Here is an 18,662-nt window from a genome sequence, read left to right on the forward strand (position 1 = left end):
TGTCATTGATTCGAGAGTAAGGAAAACAACGCAGTGTAATAGCTAGCTCTTTCCAAGTTGTTTGACGCAGCCATTTGTTTGACTAAAAAAGCGAGTCAAAGACACGCTCCCAAAGGGCACTCTTTGCAAATAGTAAGGGCCTTGGCTTGTATACTTTGTTGCCGATTCTTGATTTAGAATGACTAGATCTTTAAATCGGCGCCGCGTCTACAAACCAAGTCATTCTCGCTGAACCTAGCATCTTGAGGTTACTTGGGTATAACCTTAAATTATTTACGGCTATTAAGCCAAAAAGTCAGCCATCACTGCTTATACTTATAGTCGAGCCACCCAAGTTTTTGTACTTGGCGCGACTTGAACCGACAACCAAACAGTGACCGGAGGGAGACTATGGAACTGCGGAACAAGGCGGGCGACATTGCCAAAATTGCTGACAACCTCACCTTGAAAGAAATAACCGAAATGGGCTACACCGTCGATCTATGCGATGAAGCCTTTGATCCAGGCGAACATTGGAAAGCAGAAGGACAAACGCAAGGTATGGGCGAATACCCTGAAGAATAATCTATAGAACCTTTTAGCCGAGTGAATCATCGCTCGGCTTATTCATCATCAATTTGTTCATACACCACTTCCCCGCGCAGCACTGTCATGAGGACACGCGCTTGTGCTATGTCTTGTGCTTTCAATTGGGTAATATCTTGATCCAATACGGCAAAGTCTGCCGATTTCCCAACATCTATTGAGCCAATGTCCTTCTCTAAACCCAAACTGTAAGCCGGATGAATTGTATATGCATCAATCGCGGCGGTAACGTTTGGCAAGCCAGTATCTCCCATCACCAAACTGTTGGAGATGCCAACCAATGGGTTCAAATCATGCACATTCCAATCACTGCTTAACGTCACGTTAGCTTTAGTATTATAAAGCGCGCGTAGGTTCATTAAGGCTCTAGTTCGCTTAGCGCCTAAAAAGGCTTCTGCCCATTGATGATCGTGATACGCCACATAATCGGAACCGACTTGAAAGTCTGCCGTAACGTCCAACTTGGCAAACCTTGGTACATCTTTGCTGTTCACCAGTTCCACATGCGTCAAAGTATAACGACGCTGGTTACCTTGGCTGCGCATTTTTTCAATCGCATTGAGTGATTCGCGAATGCCACCATCTCCGATAGCATGAATGTGCGCGCTGTAACCGAGTTTATCGAGCTTGTTTAGCCATTCAGGCATCACTTTTGGTGAGATGTAATTCAACCCATATGGTGAATCAGGCAAGTAAGTATCAAGATAAGGTGCAAGGGTTTTTGCGGTGCCATTTATAAAGATACCATCGCTGTACATTTTGACTTGGTTTACCAGTAACAAGCGAGAGGTGTCGTCGGACTGAATGCGTTTCAAATACGTCAGTTGAGAGTCCATGCTGTCGGTCGGATAGATCCATGGTCGTAAAGAAACACGAGCGGTCAAATCGCCTCGTTTTTCGCTCTCTTTCCATACTTCATACCAACCTCGCTTCCAGTACATTCGTCCATCACCAATTGTGGTAATGCCGTAGAGCGCAGCTTCTTCTAATCCGGTCAACAAGCCTTGGTAGCTCACCGCAAACTGCGCACTCATGCTGTTCCAAGCCAGCTCCATCACTAAATCACCCGCGTTATCGAGCAAGATGCCATTCAACTCGCCTGTATCCGGATCTTTGAGAATGCGACCGCCTTGCGGATCGGACGTGGTTTTATCAATGTTCGCCACTTTCAGCGCAGCCGAGTTAACCCACATCGAGTGAGAGGTTTGCTCCATTAACACCACAGGCGTATCAGGAAACACCTCATCGATCACTTCGAGAGGTGTGCGTTGGTTTTCTTCCGACAAAGTAGCATCAAGCGTAAAACCGTAACCCATCAACCACTCGCCATCTTGGACAAACTCTTTGCAGTCTTGCAGTTGTGGGATTTGCTCATCCAACATTACGCCAGCTTGCAACAAGCACGTACCGCCTGCTTCGGAAGCCGCCTCAAACACATGGTTGTGGTTATCGACAAAGCCCGGTAACAAATAGGTATCGCTTAAATCCACCACTTCCGTGCCATCACCAACCCACGCTTGTGCCTTGGCTTTATCGCCAATAAAAGCAATCCGCCCGTCACGCACGGCGACAGCATCGGCTTGCGGATGACCATAAATACCAGCGTTGATGTACACCATGTCTGCCGTTTGCTCAGCAGCATTCGCCCATGCGCTAAATGCAGACAGCAACACAGCACCAAGAATCCGTCTATGAGGAGTTAACATGACACCTTCCGTTGTATTCGCTAACACATTGAGTATATGCAAACTGGTTTAGTTTGCTGTCGGTGCGGGTTAGGCGTCATTATTTCTGAGCGCTTGCTTGGATTTCCTCTACAAACAGACGCACCTCTTCTAGATAGTTGCCATTCGCACAACCCCAGTCACTCACTTCGATAAATTCACGCGTTAACTGACCATTTTCATCATGAATGACGTTTTGGCGAAACAAGTTCCAATTTGCCGACTGTTTTGGATTGTTGGCATCCACATAACGCTCACCATAGCTTTCGATTAACTGGTTGTAGGCATTCTGACGCTGTTCTGCGTTTGCCGATTCACTCAGTATCACAGCGCAGTTTTTTTCGATGACCTGAACTCGGTCATTGGTTGGCAGCGTCGTTGAGCATCCTGCTAATGTTAGACCTATTAGACCCATTGTTATTCTTGTTTTCATTATTGTTTTCCTTACCTTTAGCACCACTGCGAAAGACCGAATTTTATAAACTGCGCTCCACGATTTCTAATCAAAAACGGAAAAACTTTGTGACTGACGTCTGCACATGTAAAAAGTGCGGTAAATTACTGTTTACAAGCCATAAAGAAGACAAATGGATTTCGCATTCCTTTCTGCTGCTTAGGCGTGCCATAATCAACGACGATAAAAACCTCAATAAAGCAAACATTTGAAGGATCAAAATGACTGCAACGGAATACCTAAACGACCTCAACCAACGTTACCTCGCTATCCATCGCACCAAAGAAGACTTCTTTTGGGAAACCTACATGGGCATCAGCGACGACCACGATGGTTCGACAAAAGCACAAACCGCTTGGACCAATTTCTTAAGCAACGCCGAACAAATCTCAGCCATCAAAGCGCAACTTGAATCGGCTGAAGCGATCGCTAATCCACAAGAGAAACAGCAAACGCAAATTGGTTTACAAGGATGGTTGGCAACATTTGAATCTCATGCGATTGAAGGCGAACAAGCTCAAGCCCAAAAGAATGCTCTGATTGCATTTGAAGCCGAGTTGTTCGAGAAAAAGCAAAATCACGTCCTGACGTTTACCAATGAAAACGGTGAACAAGCCGAGGGCTCTTTGCCAGTATTGTCTTCGACCATTCGCGCCAATAATCACGAAGAAGTGCGTCAATCAGCACACCAAACACTACTCGACCTTGAGCAATGGTTGCTTCAAAACGGCTTTATTGAGCTGATCAAGCTGCGTAACCAATTCGCACGTTCTTTGGGCTACGAAACCTTCTTTGACTACTCAGTGAAGAAGACGGAAAAGATGAGCTCTGAGCAACTGTTCAGCATCTTAGATGACTTTGAACTGCGCACGCGCGATGCCCACCTAAGCAGCTTGGCAAACCTTGCAGAGCAGAAAGGTCAAAGCGCACTGACTGGCTACAACTTTGTGTACTCGTTCGCCGGTGACGTCATGCGTGACTTAGACCCGTACGTACCGTTTTCAAAATCACTACGTCGCTGGGTAGAATCATTCGGTCGCCTAAACATCGAATACTCAGGCGCAGAGCTGACGCTAGACCTGCTTGATCGTAAAGGCAAATACCCGAACGGTTTCTGTCATGGCCCTATCCCATCGTTCTACAACCAAGGCGAATGGGTTGCCGCGCAGGTAAACTTCACCAGTAACGCGAAGCCAGACCAAGTGGGCAGCGGCTATGATGGCATCAATACTCTGTTCCACGAAGGTGGTCACGCTGCGCATTTCGCTAACGTCAAGATGAACGCGCCGTGTTTCTCTCAAGAGTTCGCACCAACTTCCATGGCATACGCAGAAACACAATCTATGTTCTGTGACAGCCTGCTGACCGATGCCGATTGGCTAAAACAATACGCGTTGGACGCAGAAGGTAACCCAGTACCGGATGAGATCATCCAAGCGATGATAAACAGCCGTCAGCCATTCAAAGCGTATGAAGAGCGCAGCATTTTGGTCGTGCCGTATTTTGAACGCGCACTTTACCAATTAAGCGATGAAGAACTGACGCCAGAACGCATCACAAAGCTGGCACGCGATTGCGAAAAGCAAATCCTTGGTTTGGAGTGCAGCCCACGCCCATTGATGGCGATTCCACACCTTCTGTCTGATGAAGCAGCGTGTGCCTACCACGGTTACTTGCTAGCACATATGGCGGTTTACCAGACTCGCGCTTACTTCCTCGATAAGTTTGGCTACCTGACTGACAACCCAGAGATTGGTCCACTACTGGCGAAACATTATTGGCATGCGGGTAACCACCTATCGCACAACGAGACTATCGTTAGTCTCACGGGTGAAGGCTTTAACGCTAAGTATCTGGCAGACATGTGTAACCTATCCCCAGAACAAGCATGGGAAGTTCAGCAGCAGAAGATTGCTTCGCTGCAAACTCGTGAACGTGCTCCGGTAGCGTCTTTAAATGCCAGCATCAAAGTGGTGGATGGCAGCAAAGAGCTTGCAAGCAATACGATCTCAGACGAGCAGATGTGCGAGCAGTTTGAGCACTACATCGAAGAGACTTACGGTCGATAAGCGAAACCAAGAGCTAGGGTATATACTCCTAGCTCTTTTTCTATCAGGTAAGCAACCATGTACCAAGATATCCTGAATTTCTGGTTTGAAGAACTGGAACCAAAAGACTGGTTTGTGAGTAATGCAGACGTCGATAAACAGATCGAAACGCGCTTTCTCACCACCTTAGAGCAAGCCGCTCAATCTGAATTGTTTGACTGGCGAGAGACGGCACAAGGTCGCCTCGCAGAGATCATTGTGCTCGACCAATTCTCTCGCAATGTTTACCGCAACACGCCAAAAGCGTTCGCTCAAGATGCCCTCGCACTTGCCTTGGCGCAAGAGACGATTCGTTTAGGGTTGGACCAAGAATTGACCGACGTTGAACGCAGCTTTTTGTATATGCCATTTATGCACAGTGAATCTAAGCGGATTCATGAAGAGGCAGAAAAGCTGTTCAAAGCGCTTGGGCGAGAATCTAACTACGAGTTCGAACTAAAGCATAAGGTGATCATTGATCGCTTTGGTCGCTATCCACACCGCAATGCGATTTTGGACCGTGATAGCACCGCAGAAGAAGTGGAATTCTTACAGCAGCCTGGTTCCAGTTTTTAAACACAGCTAGCACAAAATTAAAGCAGGATTATCAATTTATATTTGATAATAAATCAATCATTGTGCTGTTTATCATTTGGTGATTCGCGACTAATCTTTACCTCGTCAACACGATACATCACGATCAACAGAGGATTTCCACCATGGCTAAATTGACCATCGTCGCTAACATCATTGCCAAAGCAGACCAAGTAGAATTGGTAAAAGCTGAGCTACTGAAACTGATTGATGTCACTCGTGCCGAGGAAGGTTGCATCAACTACGACCTTCACCAAGATAACGAAAACCCAGCGCATTTCACCTTCTACGAAAACTGGGAATCACGCGAACTATGGCGCAAGCACATGGACAACGCACACCTAGCACAATACATGAAAGCAACAGAAGGCGCGGTAGACACCTTCACTCTAAACGAGATGTCGCACATCGCTTAACGCCTTGTACTACGCAGCACGCACTAGAAAGCCAGCAACCATCACCTTGCTGGCTTTTTGTTTTTCTTTCGCTTGTTCTCTTTTCCCTCCTTTCCGAGCGATTCAAAGCAAGCTTATGAAAACATGAGCAAGATCTGGTTATCTCCCCCCTAAGACTGGCAAGATTTAAAGCTACTCCCCCTCTGCTGTATCAAAAGGTTTTGCATGAAGTTAGACGCCGTATTGTGGGATTACGATGGCACCCTAGTAAATTCTGTTCCGAAAAATATCGACATCACCAAAGCGATATTGTCCGTTGTAGCGCCGCACCTGACCGGGGATAACTTACCGAAATACCTACGCAGTGAAATGGATTATCATCATGCCAATCACGCAGCGAAAAACTGGCAAGAACTGTACGTAAACTACTATGGTATGTCCCAAGACGAAATGCTCATAGCTGGCACCATGTGGGCAGAGCACCAAGAACAAAACCAAACACCAGTGGATCTATTCAATGGCATTGCCAATGTGGTGAATGCGTTCGCGCACCTGCCACACGGAGTCTGCTCTCAGAACTCGCAATCCAACATTCGCAACGTACTTAGCGCCAACCAAATCAATGCACCGTTTAAAGCCGTCGTGGGCTACGATGATGTGTCCAATGGACATCAGAAGCCGGATCCTTTTGGTGGCATCAAATGCATTGAATCCATCTTTGGGCACACGGATAAACAGCTGCTGATGTACATTGGTGACCACGAAGCGGACACGCTTTTTGCACGCAATATCGAGCAACATTTAGGTAGCAACTGCAAAGTGATTGCCGTAGCAGCAGCGTACAGTGGCGCTCAACCGCAGCACTGGAACGCCCAGCCAGATTATGTGGCACATCAAGTAGACGACTTAATCGACATCATTGGTAATTACGCTTAGCCTCAACATGCACAACACTGAAAACCCGAAAACCATCTCGAAGACAGAAAGCCTTTTGCTCTCTTAAGGCTTTGTGTATCGTACATGCCTTGTGCTGGCTTACTCGGCTCACGCGCAACTTCAGACCATTCACACTCAATACCTAAGGTAACGCAATGATCACATGGCCTTGTTTACTTAAACTCGATGGTGACGATGAACTGGTGTATTTAGCTTCACCAAAGCAGCTAAATGCAGAATGCCAAGCGTTGATTTGGGGTCAGGATGACATAGTGATTGATACGCAAGGTCATTGCTTTGCATTGAAAACCGGTGCCAACAACACGGTGAAATTGGGTCTTTTGCCACAAACATTGAATGTGCAGCAAGTGACAGAGCTGATTCAAAAACACGAATTTAGCAAAGCACAACGTTGCATCATCAAAATCCATTTTGTGTCGGTCCAGCAAGCGATTGAAGCGTTGGCTGATTAACAATTACGCCCTTGTTTTTATGCTGAGATAAAAACATAAGCACCTGAATTTCGATACTTTCTCATTTTGAGACTCATAATCACTAAAAACAGCGGAGTGATTCTTGCTACTTCAATCTTTTGGCTTTGAGGAAAATGACATGCAAGACAAAGTTCGCCAATTGGATGCGCAGCAAACCACCTCATTTGACACGGAATACATCGATAAAGGCATGTTTGAAGTACTAACCAAACAACTCAACATGCTCTATCCTACCCAGCAGCCTTTTCACCTACTCGATGTAGGTGGCGGGAATGGAATGTATGCAGATAAGATTTTGAATCATTATCCCAATGCTCAAGTCACGCTTATCGAGCCAGAAGCGTCACTCATCGCCAAAAACCGTCCCAACCCAAACAAACATCTGGTCTGCCACCTTTTCCAAGATGCTGCGCTTGAAAGCAGTTTTGATATCATCCAGTTCAACTGGGTCTTGCATCACTTTGTTACCGACACCTATCAGTCCACCAAGCAAGTACAGCAAGAGGCTCTTCATTGTGCCTACCGGCATTTAACCCCAGGAGGGCTGATTGTCATGTTTGAAAACTTCTACGAAGGGCTTTTAGTGAACAATTTACCCAGTTCACTGATTTATCGATCTACCTCATCCAAGCTACTAGCACCGCTCACTCAACGACTAGGTGCGAACACTGCGGGCGTTGGTGTCTGCTTCCATAGTCGTACTACTTGGCACGATATGATCATTGAAGCGGGCTTTAAAACCGTCTTGCACGTTCCCTTCTATGCCTTTGGCAATTTGAGTAGTCTCAAGACCAAAGCGTTGCATTTGCGAAAACAAAATGTGGGATTATTGATTGGTAAAAAGTAGCTAATCCGCTCTTAAAATTTGTTAATCTGGCACGATGAAACGTGTGAATAGTGAAGCCGCTTATGAACAAGGTCGTATTGGTATTTGGTGGATTGGGGAGCGCCAAATCGTCTGTGGTAGGTTTGTATAAGAACCTTCTGCACACCTTAAGTTCTCGCTTTGATGTCGTCGCCATTGACCCTGCAGTTCAACATCCCAAGTCCTGTGCATCGCAGTTCCAATTCCCTTACTCCGCTCGCTACGCCGATCTTGATGCGTTTTTACAAGCTCATTCACACACTGACGTTGCTGCCACCTTCGTTCTAACACCGGTCGGCACACATCTTTCCATCATTGAACAAGTGAGTAATGCCCTCGACATTCAAAACCTGTTGTTTGTGGTTGAGAAACCGTCCTTCTCTTTAGCTGAAATCGACACAGGCTTTAACCAAGTCATCCCTGAGCTTAAACGTCGCGGAGCACTGTTTTACTTTATTGATACCGCTTTGGTTTCCCCTTCGTTGGAAGCACTCTTTGCCGATTCATCTATCGCACTACCTGACTCTGCCCCGCGGAAGATCATCGCGATTGCAGCCGACAACCCCATCGACAATGATGAAGCAATCCAAGACTTCCGTTTTGAAAACCGCATTGAGTTACTCAACGCGAGAAAGCTACTTAACTTAGCCACCAGCGGCGGCGGAGGTTATGGCTTTGATATGGGCATTCATGCGATTGCAGGGCTAGTTCGCTACCTGCATAAATCCGGCATAGGAGACTCGCAAGTTGAACTAAAACAGATCCGTGCCGAACGTATTAACGAATCGCAATTGGAGTATACACAAGGCGCTGAAACCCATCTCTATATCGAAGGCGAACTCACACCTCCGGAGGGCAATATTGAGGTAGTGATTGAGGCAGGAAAAGCGGGTGATATTTGGGACAGACGGTTGGAACTGCACTACACAGACCGCGTCATCGCAATTGGCTTTGGCACACTCAAGCATCCTCCTTATCTTTGGGAGAGAAGCCCCAATGGCATCAAGAGCACCACATTTGATGTTTCTGGCTCAGGTTATGCAATGCACTTTAACGACATCCTATGCGCGCTTGGTTTTGACGCAGAGCCTTTGCTCTCACAACAAGAAAGCGAAGCCTTGATGTCACAATCGATGAACTTGCTGCGCTGCGTATTTGACGCCATCGGCGATACCCATCAAGTTCGCGAACGAAACATTACCGTGGTTGATAAACACATGCCCAAATACCTATCGGAAGCAGAGCTAGAGATTAGGAAAGAGCTCAGTCAATACCTCAACAGTTTGATTCATTAAATGGGCAACGAGTCAGTATTTCTGGCTCAATTCAATTAAGTGATATAGTTTCTATTCATACCCTTCAATTTGTAAGTTGAATGATAGGAATATCATGATAAATCTATCCCACTTAATCAAAAATGATATGAACCTGCTGATTTGTCTGTACGTTTTACTGCAAGAACGCAGCGTGAGCAGAACCGCAGAAAAGCTATTCTTATCTCAATCGGCCGTCAGTAAACAACTTACTAAATTGCGCCAGGAGTTTGATGACCCCTTATTCGAGCGAGAATCCAAAGGTTTATTGCCGACCCCAAAAGCGTTGGCATTGGAGAGCAAACTGCAACAAATCCTGATGCAAATTGATCAGCTTCGTGAACCAGAAGAATTTGACCCAGAACGCTCGACTCGCGTTTTTAGTATCGATCTTATCGAAACCGCTTACTCCACAATTTACCCACGTTTTCTGCCTCAGGCGTTATCCAGTGCACCGAACATCACCATCAAAAGTGCCGATTGGAGCCACAGCAGTATTACTCGATTACAAAGGCGAGAAATCGATTTTGGTGTCGGTATTTTTGAGTTTGATGATCGTTCGAAAACCCATGTCGACACCATCCCTGACACACTGAATTACGCGGAACTGATGCGCGATACTTCGGCATGTATATTGAGAAAAGGACACCCTGCATTAGAGGAAGAATGGAACCTTGATGCGTTCTTAAAGTATCGCCATATACAAGTCATCACAGGAGGTGTGTCTAGTTGGCTACTGCACGAGGTGCTCGACACAAAACGACTGCGCATTGATAACGCCGTCAACATGTCCGACATTTCCAGCGCGGTAAAACTGTGTGAAAAAAGCGACTTGGTACTGACCTACCCCTACAAAAGCATCCGCGAGTTCGAAGGTAAATCAGACATTGTGATCAAGCCGCTCCCGATAGAGATGGAGCCCGGTGGGTTCTTTCTACTTTGGAACAAGCAACTCGACAACGACCCAAGCCATAAATGGTTAAGAGAGCTAATCGTCAGTCAGTCTTACGCTTAATCTCAGAGCCTGTTACCAAAGTAGAAAATGCAAAGCTATGAGTTGATGTACTTTAGATGAACATTCAAGCGCCAAAAGTAGAGTGCTTGCAAAGCGATAACAGAGAATGTCGAAAGTAATTCAATAATAAAATAATGTTGATCGCCAAAATCAAAAGATACGATAGCCATCCCAACAAGCACAGATAAAGCGACAAACCTAAAAGACAAAGGGATAGATAAAGCGATAGAGCGAAGAATGTAGGTTTTACCATCTCTATTGTTCGTTCTATACGTGACACCTACCCCCAAAATTGACACGACTAAGATACCGATAGCCTCAGTTATCATAGCTTCATTGCTTGCATACGGTGCCAAGATCATCAAGTACGGGGTTACCGTATAAAAGATTAAGAATATTAAAGCGTATTTAATCCAATCACTGTCTGGCACTTTGTTGTCTCTTAGCTCCTCAGACAGCTTTGATGTTTTCCAAATGTACAAATCCTTATTCCTTTTATATGTGAGCTCAGATTTAAGGCTCCCCTAAAACCCTAACTACCAACGTTCAAACACAACTAGTTAATATCAATAAAAACAGATAACTAGCAGCAACATCGGCCTGAAGTTTACCTCACAAAACCATTCACAATCGATATAAAACAATCAAAAAGCAAAGGAATTTATAAGATAACCGTTTGATAAGCTCGCGGAATACATTTGTTTATTCTTCTCCTTACCCACCAATAACAAAAAATTATCATTATAAAAATTATTGATAATTTCATGTAATCAGAAATTCTCCATATACTCACCTCCATCGAAACGAAACACGAATTAAACATCACAGTTTTTTGGAGCAGAATTATGAAAATGAATCACGTAGGCATCATGGTTGGCGATATGGACAAAGCAGTAGAGTTCTACACTAAAGCGCTTGGTCTTCGCATCGTAATGAACAACACAAAAGTTATCGAAGAGCGCGAATCAGCAATCGGTCGTATGTGTATCGCCGTATTCGGTGAAGGCTTCAAAGGCTTCAACATCGCTCACCTAGTGACGTCTGACGGCATCGGTGTAGAGCTGTTTGAAATGAAAGAGCGTCAAGAGCGTCACGAAGTAGACTTCTCTCGCCTAGGCATCTTCCACTTCTGTCTACAAGTAGCGAAAGAGCAGTTCCCACAAACAATCAAACGTATTGAAGAGTTTGGTGGTAAAGCTCGCATGGACATCATGCGCTACCACCCAGAAGATGACAGCAAACAAGCTCAAATGATCTACATGGAAGACCCGTTTGGTAACCTATTCGAGCTTTACTCACACACTTACGAAGATACTTACGCGTCTGATTACGAATAATTAAACGTCTAAGAACAAAAAAGGACTGGCACTAAGCCAGTCTTTTTTAAATAACATCAGTTTATTAAGCTCAACCAATCTATATTTCTTCTTTTTTAACTCCCACGTTAATATTGCTAGCACATAAAGATTCCCGATATTCGCTTTCTATTTCCCGATATTGCTATTGTTAAAATAACGCTTAGATGAGAATACCTCCCATTAAGGAGTCATCTATGCATCTAACGGACAAGATGAGCGTCACTCAAGCACTCATCTCATTATTAAAAACGGAAAAAAAACGCATCACTTATACCGGTGTTAGCGCGGTGTTGTGTGTGTTCGCAGAACTCGCCACTTGGATTTGCTTATACGCCGCATTGAGCAAGTACCTAAATACCCAAAGTCTCTATTTCTACTTAGCCCTTATGACCATTGCAGTCTGTGTGCGCTATTTTTTCTATACGATTTCGGTATGGCAGGCGCACCTTGCGGCTTATCAAATTATTCAGACCATTAGGCAGAAGCTCGTTCGTGCTCTGTCCGAAATGCCAACCGCTAAACTGATGCAATACCATCGTGGAGATATAGAAAAACGACTCAGCGACGATTGTCAGAGCCTTGAACCTCTTATTGCTCATCATACGACCGATATTATTACTGGTACTTTACTTCCGTTTGTTTTGCTTGGTTTTATGGTCAGCATCGACTGGCAACTAGGCTTAATCGCATTAAGTCCTCTCCCCCTCGCCGTGATTGCCCAAACAGTCATGATGCGTGGCTTTTCAGATAGACAAAAAAAGTACAATCAAGTCGTTGCGAATATGCACAAAGCGCAACTAGAGTTTTTGCGTAGCATCGGCGTGATGAAACTATTCGGCGTTGACGCGGACTCTTACCGCCAGTTAAGCAATAACATGACTAAGCACCACAAGCTGGTTAACGCTTATACCAACCAAATGGTTGGAGCATGGGTCACCTTTACTACCTTAGCTCAGGCGTCTTTGGTTCTTGTTATTCCATTCGCCATCGTCAAATTGACCCAAGGTTCATTAAGCCCGGTCGAGCTCGCGATGATCGTGATTCTTTGTGCCGGCATCCTTAAACCATGGTTGGATCTAACACAGATATTTGGGCAAGTGCAGCAGTCCTTTTCTTCTGTAGAGCGAATACTACCTCTGTTCTCAGCAACGTCGGATCAACATTTCAAATCCATTGCAACGCCTTATGTCGAGCTTTGTTGTGAAAACTTAGCAGTCAAACGTGACTCACTCGATATCGTCAGTGGACTGAACCTTCAGTTATCTCATGGCGAGTGCATCGTAATTCAAGGCGCATCAGGCTCAGGGAAAAGTAGTCTACTGGCAACGCTCTACGGAGAATTAGCAACTTACGAAGGCGATTGGTTTATTAACCAAAAAGCCGTGTCTTCGATGTCCGATAGAGAACGAAGCCAATTTATCTCAGTTGTCGACCAACACCCTGTTTTCTTCAGCGCATCAATACGCGAAAACTTGGTCTTAGGAGATCGATTGATACACGACTCCGTGATTATCAAACTCCTCGATATGCTTGGACTTTCTGCACTTATCGAACAGCTTCCGAATGGTTTGTATTCCAGTATGGATGAAACCGAACGCAATTTTAGTGGAGGGGAACTACAGCGGTTAGCCATCGCTCGCGCCATGCTCGTACGCCCTGCCATTCTGGTTTTAGATGAAGCGACTTCTCATCTAGATAAGGTAACGGAAAATCGTGTTCTAGAAGCAATACGTCAACATGCACCGCAGCAAATCCAATTGGTCATCAGTCATGGTTCACAAGCATTAACTATCGCTAACCGAGCGTTTTCATTATCACACGGGCAGCTTAAACAAATTCATCTTGAGGAGACCGTCTGTGCATAACATTCTCAAGCTACTCGATCACGCCGATATCAATCCAAAAACGTTTTTGGTTGGCATCGCTGGCAAAGTGTTCAGTGAGATTCTGCCATTATTTTGTTGGCTACTGATATTCGGAGCCCTTACCCAAACATGGTTACTTTCTCTTGAAGCCCTATTCGCAGTTTCACTTATCACGGTTGTCGTTCAGTGGCGGTTAGGACAATCCACCAAACAGAGCTTCTTAGGCGCTTATGACATTACTCACCAACTGAGAAAAGTGCTACTACATGACATTCGTAGCCAACCGTTTTCCAAGATCACGGGGCAAGGTCTGGGAGAGCGCATTAAGCTAATTACTCGTGATTTAAAAGCATTCGAAGACATTTTTAGTCACCTAATTGCTGACTTGATCGCAGCTTTGGTGGTTCCGTTCGCGATGCTTTGTGTACTGCTATTTTGCTCACCTTACCTAGCCTCACTTATGCTGATTGTTATGGTGATCGCGAGCCTATTGCTGTGGAAATTCGAAGATAACTTTTCCAAGCAAGCACAACGCCATGTCGATAAAAACGCTTCTTGCACCAACAAACTGCTCGAATACATAGCTTGTTTACCAACGCTAAAACGCTTTGGTCGCAGTGAAGTATTAGCGACTCCACTTAATCAAGAATTAGCAGACTTGCGCAAAACAGGGTTAGGGGTTGAATGGGCTGGTGGAATTGGCGTCATTTTAGCAAGCTTGTTACTTGAGCTTTCTATTCCGATGGTTGCGGCGCTCGGCGCTTACTTAATGAGCCTGGGCAACCTTACGCTCGGGGAGTGGTTAGTTTCAATCATTGCTGCCGTCGCTTGTATCCGACCATTTGTACGCATGACTATTTTCTCTACGTTACTCAGATACATGGCTAAATCTGCCGATCGTCTATATGCCCTAAGCCAAGAACCGCAGCAACCTGTGCATGGTGTTCAAGCACATCACCACGACATCGAATTCAAAGCAGTTGAGTTAACTCTGGATGGCAACACCATTCTTAAAGACATCAATTTGCAGGTTCCATATGGGCAACATATCGCGCTCATCGGTACCAGTGGAGCGGGAAAAACCACCTTGTTAGATTTACTTGCTGCATTCCACATCCCCACTCATGGAGCGGTAAGAATTGGTGGTTGCACGGTAGAAGCAACAGGGACAATGCACTGGTACCAGCACATCTCCTACGTTACCCAAAATGTGCAATTGTTCGCTGGGACGCTAAAAGAAAACTTGCTCATCGCCAAAAAAGACGCGAGCACCGAAGAGTTAGAAACTGCAATCACTACCGCAGGACTTGATGAGCTGATCGCTCGCTTGCCACAAGGACTAAACACCGAAATAAACGAGAATGGCAAGGATTTATCGGGTGGAGAACGTCAACGCTTGTCCCTCGCAAGAGCGTTGCTTCATGATGCGCCCATTGTGCTGCTTGATGAGTTTACATCCGCACTCGACCAACCCAAACAACGGGAAATACTGCATAGCATTACCGAGTGTTTTGCCTCAAAAACCATGATCACAGTAGCGCATCGTTTGGACACCATTGCTGATGCAGATTGCATCTATTTGATGAACCACGGTCGCATTGAGAATTTTGGCTCGCACGACCAATTAATCGCAACCTCTTCCCACTACCAGTCTCTGTGGGAAGCTCAACATAACAATTAAAAATTCAGCGCTGTGAGTAGTGCTAACTTATTCAGATTCAAGGAAAACAGTATGTACAAGATTTCTTCGCCGCGCACCGTCATTGCGAGCGCTATCCTCACAATTTTAGGTACTTCATACTCCTATGCCGAAGATACGCCACCAGCAATGGAAGTGGTTATCGTTGAAGCAACCAAGTTCGATACTCCTTTATCGCAAGTGAACAATTCAGTTGTGGTCAAAACGGGAGAAGAACTCGAAAAAGCAGGCATTTATCAGGTCAAAGATCTCGAGATGGTATTCCCTGGACTGCTTATACAAACTCGCGGGAACCGAACTTACGCCAACACCACCGTTCGTGGGATTAGTTCACCTGACTACTATTCGCCAACCGTGAGCATTTATGTTGATGGCGTCCTGCAAGATAACGCTTTTGTCACTCAACCGCTGATTAACGTGGAAAAAGTCGAATTGCTGCGCGGTCCGCAAGGCACACTTTACGGTGGGAACGCGCAAGGCGGTGTCATTAACATCGTGACTCGTCGTGAAACTGACGCCACCGAAGTTAAAGCTTCTGCTTTATATTCTAATTTGAGTCAGCAAGTTGATGCTGTCGCCGCTACCCGTTTATCTGACTCCATTTCAGCGGATATTGCAGCTAGATATATCTACGATGAAGGTGATATTAAACACGCCACCAGCGGGAAAAAAGACGCAAACGATGCCGATGAGCAAGCATTAAAAGTTCGCTTTCACTACTTACCAAATGACTCAAAACTTAGCGCAACCCTATCAGTCGCCGCAGATAAGCTCGACAGCCATGAGGAGTGGTACCTCACTGAGAGTGAACATGACTCTGGTGTAAAAGACGCACCAATCCCCAAACTTAAGCGAGACGTTAATACTTTCGCGCTGAATCTTGGTTACGATTTAGATTCCTCTCAAATCACAAGTATCACCGCTTATCAAACACGCGAGATAGACCGCGAATATGTCTATGGCTACTACCAAGAAGATCAAAACAAGTTCAGCCAAGAGCTACGTCTAAACCAACAATACAACGATCATTTTAGCTACGTAGTTGGCGGCTACTTGGAATATCGCCGTTTGGACGTTTCAGCCAATAACGCACGAAATAAATTGGACTATGACACGTACGCGTTGTTTGGGCAGACAAACTACCAGTTTGCACCACAGTGGGATGTCACTCTTGGCGTCCGAGCTTCATACCTAAAAGTAAACTCTGACTTCAACGGTAACCCGGCATGGTTTATCAATCCTTATAACAAGGAACAGACAGAATCGACGGTTTCACCAAAAGCTGCAATTGGTTGGCAAGCGAATGAGGACACTCGACTTTACGCTTCCATAACCAGTGGTTACCGACCGGGGGGCTACAACGTTGTTCCTCTGAGCAATGCAGATGCAAGCGGTTATGACGCGGAAAAATCACTGAATGGCGAGCTAGGCTGGCGCACCAACTTTGCGAATCAAAAAATCGATTTTAGTGGCGCATTGTACTGGATTAAAACGGATGATATTCAACTATATACCGGTACGCCAGGGCATCAAACTCTTAAAAATATGGGCGAGGCTCTGAGTAAAGGTATCGAAGCTGAGTTCGCTTTCTACCCAACCGATGATCTGACCATCACTGCTGCCGGGACTTTTGGACGTTCAACATTTGAATCAAACAACAGTACCTTTGAAGGGAATCGACTGCCTTACGCGCCAGACACCACGGCAACGTTGGGCTTTAACTATTACCTACCAGTAACAGGAATCAAAGGCGACATTTCGATCAACTCTCAAGCTCGTTATAACTCTAAAATCTACTTTAACGAAGCTAACTCACTATCACAAAGTGCGTACACTCTCGTCGATCTATCCATTAACTACGACTATAGCGAAGCTCTGTCTATCTCGCTCTTTAGCAACAATATTACTGACAAAGACTACACCACTTACGCATTCTCTTATGGTCAGACATACAGCAATTACGGTACAGGTAGAGAAGTTGGTGTGAAAGCGAAGTACGAGTGGTAATGAAACCTATGGTTAGCGCTCAAGGAATCAAACTCAAACCATTGCTCGCCGTTCTGGTGAGCGTTTATACCATCCAAAGCTTAGTCAGTATGTTCACACTTCAAGGCTTGCCAGCGATAATGCGACATGAGGGCATAGATACCTCCCAAATAGGGTTGTTCTACCTTGCAATGCTTCCTTGGGTCGCTAAATTTTTGTGGTCACCTTGGATCGAACGGCAACGCAAAAAGGGAGCGAGTTTACAAAATCACGCCATCATTATTTTTGGTTCTCAGCTAGTTTTAATTGCCATACTCGTTGCGCTTTGCGTCATTGGAACGATCGAGAATCGAATGACCCTGTTTGCTGGTGTTTTGGTTATCAGCTTATTTTCCAGCTTCGCTGATATCGCTACAGACGGTCTGGCGATTGACCAGTTGGAGGCAAAAAGAAGATACCTAGGCAACGTCATGCAAGTTGGTGGTTCGTATCTAGGGGCTGTTTTTGGCGGTGGATTATTTATCTATGCGACTTCATTGCTCGATTGGCAAACCGCATTATTCGGTCTGGCTCTTCTGACTTTATTATTCAGTATGCCAACGCTTTGTTTATTCTGGAATCACGGCGCCAATCAGAAAAGCGTGCCAACAGCTCGCACGCCCTCCCTTAAAGCTGCATTTTCTAACCCTGAAGTAAGGATTGGACTGCTCCTTGTGACCGTATCGCAACTCGGAACGAGAGGGGCATTATCAATGATGATGCCTTTCTTAGTCGACAGCGGTATACAGCTAGAAAGTTTGGGTCTTTTGGTTGCAGGTGGAGGAGTGATTACCGGTTTAATTGGCGTAGTGCTAGGTGGCTGGCTAATCAAAAAAAGTCTAGCACTCAATGTGTTACTACAAATGATGGTCTTTGAAGTTGTGTTTTTTAGCTTCTATTTAGCATACGACTTAAATATTGCTGAGCAAGGATGGTTAATCGCGGGTATCTTTGTCGTTAATGGCATCATTACGTCGGCTAAATTTGTTGCGCTTTATACTCTAATGATGGGGTTTGCCTCCGGACATCAGTCAGGTGTGAACTTCTCTCTTTTCCAATCGATGGATATGTTCATTGCAATCGTGATGGCTATCATTTGCGGGGCACTGATCGGCGCTTTCGGGTATTCAGTGCATTTTATGTTAATGATCGCTTTTAGCCTCGTCGCTATCTTCATAATCCCAGTCTTAAAACCAAATGAGAAGGCGAGTCTCATCTCACAAATTTAACCAAGCCCTGTCGTTAAAGATGCT

The 18,662-nt window shown here is 45.3% G+C and carries 17 protein-coding genes; 14 read left to right on the forward strand and 3 right to left on the reverse strand.

Going from position 1 to position 18,662, the window contains the following annotated elements:
- Nucleotides 1–390 precede the first annotated feature (390 nt).
- Complete coding sequence (locus tag MHO32_RS08165; RefSeq protein ID WP_005428284.1) at nucleotides 391–564, forward strand: hypothetical protein; 174 nt, start codon at nucleotides 391–393, stop codon at nucleotides 562–564.
- Nucleotides 565–602: 38 nt separating this feature from the next.
- Here MHO32_RS08165 and MHO32_RS08170 read toward each other — a convergent pair whose 3' ends face one another.
- Nucleotides 603–2,291 carry an amidohydrolase gene (locus MHO32_RS08170; RefSeq protein ID WP_239211145.1) on the reverse strand — a complete coding sequence of 563 codons (1,689 nt, stop codon included), beginning with the start codon at nucleotides 2,289–2,291 and terminating at the stop codon, nucleotides 603–605.
- A gap of 79 nt (nucleotides 2,292–2,370) precedes the next feature.
- Nucleotides 2,371–2,742 (reverse strand): hypothetical protein, encoded by a 372-nt coding sequence (locus MHO32_RS08175; protein WP_239211146.1) that lies wholly within the window; start codon nucleotides 2,740–2,742, stop codon nucleotides 2,371–2,373.
- Nucleotides 2,743–2,984: 242 nt separating this feature from the next.
- Between MHO32_RS08175 and MHO32_RS08180 the strand changes: the two genes are divergently transcribed.
- The 8 genes from MHO32_RS08180 (at nucleotide 2,985) to MHO32_RS08215 (ending at nucleotide 10,462) form a co-directional block, all read left to right on the forward strand.
- Entirely contained in the window at nucleotides 2,985–4,832 is a 1,848-nt protein-coding gene (locus MHO32_RS08180) for a M3 family metallopeptidase (protein WP_239211147.1), read from the forward strand.
- Between the two features lie 57 nt (nucleotides 4,833–4,889).
- Nucleotides 4,890–5,426, forward strand: coding sequence for a DUF924 family protein (locus MHO32_RS08185; protein ID WP_009701579.1), 537 nt, complete (start codon nucleotides 4,890–4,892; stop codon nucleotides 5,424–5,426).
- A gap of 143 nt (nucleotides 5,427–5,569) precedes the next feature.
- Nucleotides 5,570–5,860 carry a putative quinol monooxygenase gene (locus MHO32_RS08190; RefSeq protein ID WP_009695991.1) on the forward strand — a complete coding sequence of 97 codons (291 nt, stop codon included), beginning with the start codon at nucleotides 5,570–5,572 and terminating at the stop codon, nucleotides 5,858–5,860.
- Between the two features lie 204 nt (nucleotides 5,861–6,064).
- Nucleotides 6,065–6,775, forward strand: coding sequence for an HAD family hydrolase (locus MHO32_RS08195; protein WP_017189718.1), 711 nt, complete (start codon nucleotides 6,065–6,067; stop codon nucleotides 6,773–6,775).
- Between the two features lie 155 nt (nucleotides 6,776–6,930).
- Entirely contained in the window at nucleotides 6,931–7,248 is a 318-nt protein-coding gene (locus tag MHO32_RS08200) for a DUF4144 family protein (protein WP_069687880.1), read from the forward strand.
- Nucleotides 7,249–7,387: 139 nt separating this feature from the next.
- Entirely contained in the window at nucleotides 7,388–8,116 is a 729-nt protein-coding gene (locus tag MHO32_RS08205; RefSeq protein ID WP_152163924.1) for a class I SAM-dependent methyltransferase, read from the forward strand.
- A gap of 62 nt (nucleotides 8,117–8,178) precedes the next feature.
- A complete protein-coding gene (locus tag MHO32_RS08210; RefSeq protein WP_239211149.1) occupies nucleotides 8,179–9,429 on the forward strand; it encodes a hypothetical protein in 1,251 nt (416 codons plus the stop codon).
- A gap of 94 nt (nucleotides 9,430–9,523) precedes the next feature.
- Nucleotides 9,524–10,462: a LysR family transcriptional regulator gene (locus tag MHO32_RS08215; protein WP_005447345.1), complete on the forward strand. Its 939-nt coding sequence runs from the start codon at nucleotides 9,524–9,526 to the stop codon at nucleotides 10,460–10,462.
- 35 nt (nucleotides 10,463–10,497) lie between these two features.
- Here MHO32_RS08215 and MHO32_RS08220 read toward each other — a convergent pair whose 3' ends face one another.
- Nucleotides 10,498–10,944, reverse strand: coding sequence for a hypothetical protein (locus tag MHO32_RS08220; RefSeq protein WP_005447343.1), 447 nt, complete (start codon nucleotides 10,942–10,944; stop codon nucleotides 10,498–10,500).
- 363 nt (nucleotides 10,945–11,307) lie between these two features.
- Here MHO32_RS08220 and MHO32_RS08225 point away from each other — a divergent pair, with 363 nt between their 5' ends.
- The 5 genes from MHO32_RS08225 to MHO32_RS08245 all read left to right on the forward strand — a co-directional run bounded on the left by MHO32_RS08225 (nucleotide 11,308) and on the right by MHO32_RS08245 (nucleotide 18,638).
- Complete coding sequence (locus tag MHO32_RS08225) at nucleotides 11,308–11,799, forward strand: VOC family protein (protein ID WP_101905787.1); 492 nt, start codon at nucleotides 11,308–11,310, stop codon at nucleotides 11,797–11,799.
- A 215-nt stretch (nucleotides 11,800–12,014) separates the two neighbouring features.
- Nucleotides 12,015–13,685: an ABC transporter ATP-binding protein gene (locus MHO32_RS08230; protein ID WP_239211151.1), complete on the forward strand. Its 1,671-nt coding sequence runs from the start codon at nucleotides 12,015–12,017 to the stop codon at nucleotides 13,683–13,685.
- Nucleotides 13,678–15,366 carry an ABC transporter ATP-binding protein gene (locus MHO32_RS08235; protein ID WP_152163927.1) on the forward strand — a complete coding sequence of 563 codons (1,689 nt, stop codon included), beginning with the start codon at nucleotides 13,678–13,680 and terminating at the stop codon, nucleotides 15,364–15,366. Before MHO32_RS08230 ends, MHO32_RS08235 begins: the two co-directional genes overlap by 8 nt.
- Before the next feature lie 51 nt (nucleotides 15,367–15,417).
- Nucleotides 15,418–17,391 (forward strand): TonB-dependent receptor, encoded by a 1,974-nt coding sequence (locus MHO32_RS08240; RefSeq protein WP_239211157.1) that lies wholly within the window; start codon nucleotides 15,418–15,420, stop codon nucleotides 17,389–17,391.
- A complete protein-coding gene (locus tag MHO32_RS08245; protein ID WP_239211158.1) occupies nucleotides 17,391–18,638 on the forward strand; it encodes an MFS transporter in 1,248 nt (415 codons plus the stop codon). Before MHO32_RS08240 ends, MHO32_RS08245 begins: the two co-directional genes overlap by 1 nt.
- The last annotated feature ends 24 nt before the right edge of the window (nucleotides 18,639–18,662 follow it).

The sequence above is a fragment of the Vibrio sp. MMH1-50 genome (assembly GCF_022347645.1).
Lineage (GTDB): Bacteria > Pseudomonadota > Gammaproteobacteria > Enterobacterales > Vibrionaceae > Vibrio > Vibrio harveyi.

What these genes read in the sequence shown, in the direction of transcription:
- MHO32_RS08165 (WP_005428284.1), top strand. Translation starts at nt 391, where the DNA reads ATGGAACTGCGGAACAAGGCGGGCGACATTGCCAAAATTGCTGACAAC.
- MHO32_RS08170 (WP_239211145.1), bottom strand. Translation starts at nt 2,291, where the DNA reads ATGTTAACTCCTCATAGACGGATTCTTGGTGCTGTGTTGCTGTCTGCA.
- MHO32_RS08175 (WP_239211146.1), bottom strand. Translation starts at nt 2,742, where the DNA reads ATGAAAACAAGAATAACAATGGGTCTAATAGGTCTAACATTAGCAGGA.
- MHO32_RS08180 (WP_239211147.1), top strand. Translation starts at nt 2,985, where the DNA reads ATGACTGCAACGGAATACCTAAACGACCTCAACCAACGTTACCTCGCT.
- MHO32_RS08185 (WP_009701579.1), top strand. Translation starts at nt 4,890, where the DNA reads ATGTACCAAGATATCCTGAATTTCTGGTTTGAAGAACTGGAACCAAAA.
- MHO32_RS08190 (WP_009695991.1), top strand. Translation starts at nt 5,570, where the DNA reads ATGGCTAAATTGACCATCGTCGCTAACATCATTGCCAAAGCAGACCAA.
- MHO32_RS08195 (WP_017189718.1), top strand. Translation starts at nt 6,065, where the DNA reads ATGAAGTTAGACGCCGTATTGTGGGATTACGATGGCACCCTAGTAAAT.
- MHO32_RS08200 (WP_069687880.1), top strand. Translation starts at nt 6,931, where the DNA reads ATGATCACATGGCCTTGTTTACTTAAACTCGATGGTGACGATGAACTG.
- MHO32_RS08205 (WP_152163924.1), top strand. Translation starts at nt 7,388, where the DNA reads ATGCAAGACAAAGTTCGCCAATTGGATGCGCAGCAAACCACCTCATTT.
- MHO32_RS08210 (WP_239211149.1), top strand. Translation starts at nt 8,179, where the DNA reads ATGAACAAGGTCGTATTGGTATTTGGTGGATTGGGGAGCGCCAAATCG.
- MHO32_RS08215 (WP_005447345.1), top strand. Translation starts at nt 9,524, where the DNA reads ATGATAAATCTATCCCACTTAATCAAAAATGATATGAACCTGCTGATT.
- MHO32_RS08225 (WP_101905787.1), top strand. Translation starts at nt 11,308, where the DNA reads ATGAAAATGAATCACGTAGGCATCATGGTTGGCGATATGGACAAAGCA.
- MHO32_RS08230 (WP_239211151.1), top strand. Translation starts at nt 12,015, where the DNA reads ATGCATCTAACGGACAAGATGAGCGTCACTCAAGCACTCATCTCATTA.
- MHO32_RS08240 (WP_239211157.1), top strand. Translation starts at nt 15,418, where the DNA reads ATGTACAAGATTTCTTCGCCGCGCACCGTCATTGCGAGCGCTATCCTC.
- MHO32_RS08245 (WP_239211158.1), top strand. Translation starts at nt 17,391, where the DNA reads ATGAAACCTATGGTTAGCGCTCAAGGAATCAAACTCAAACCATTGCTC.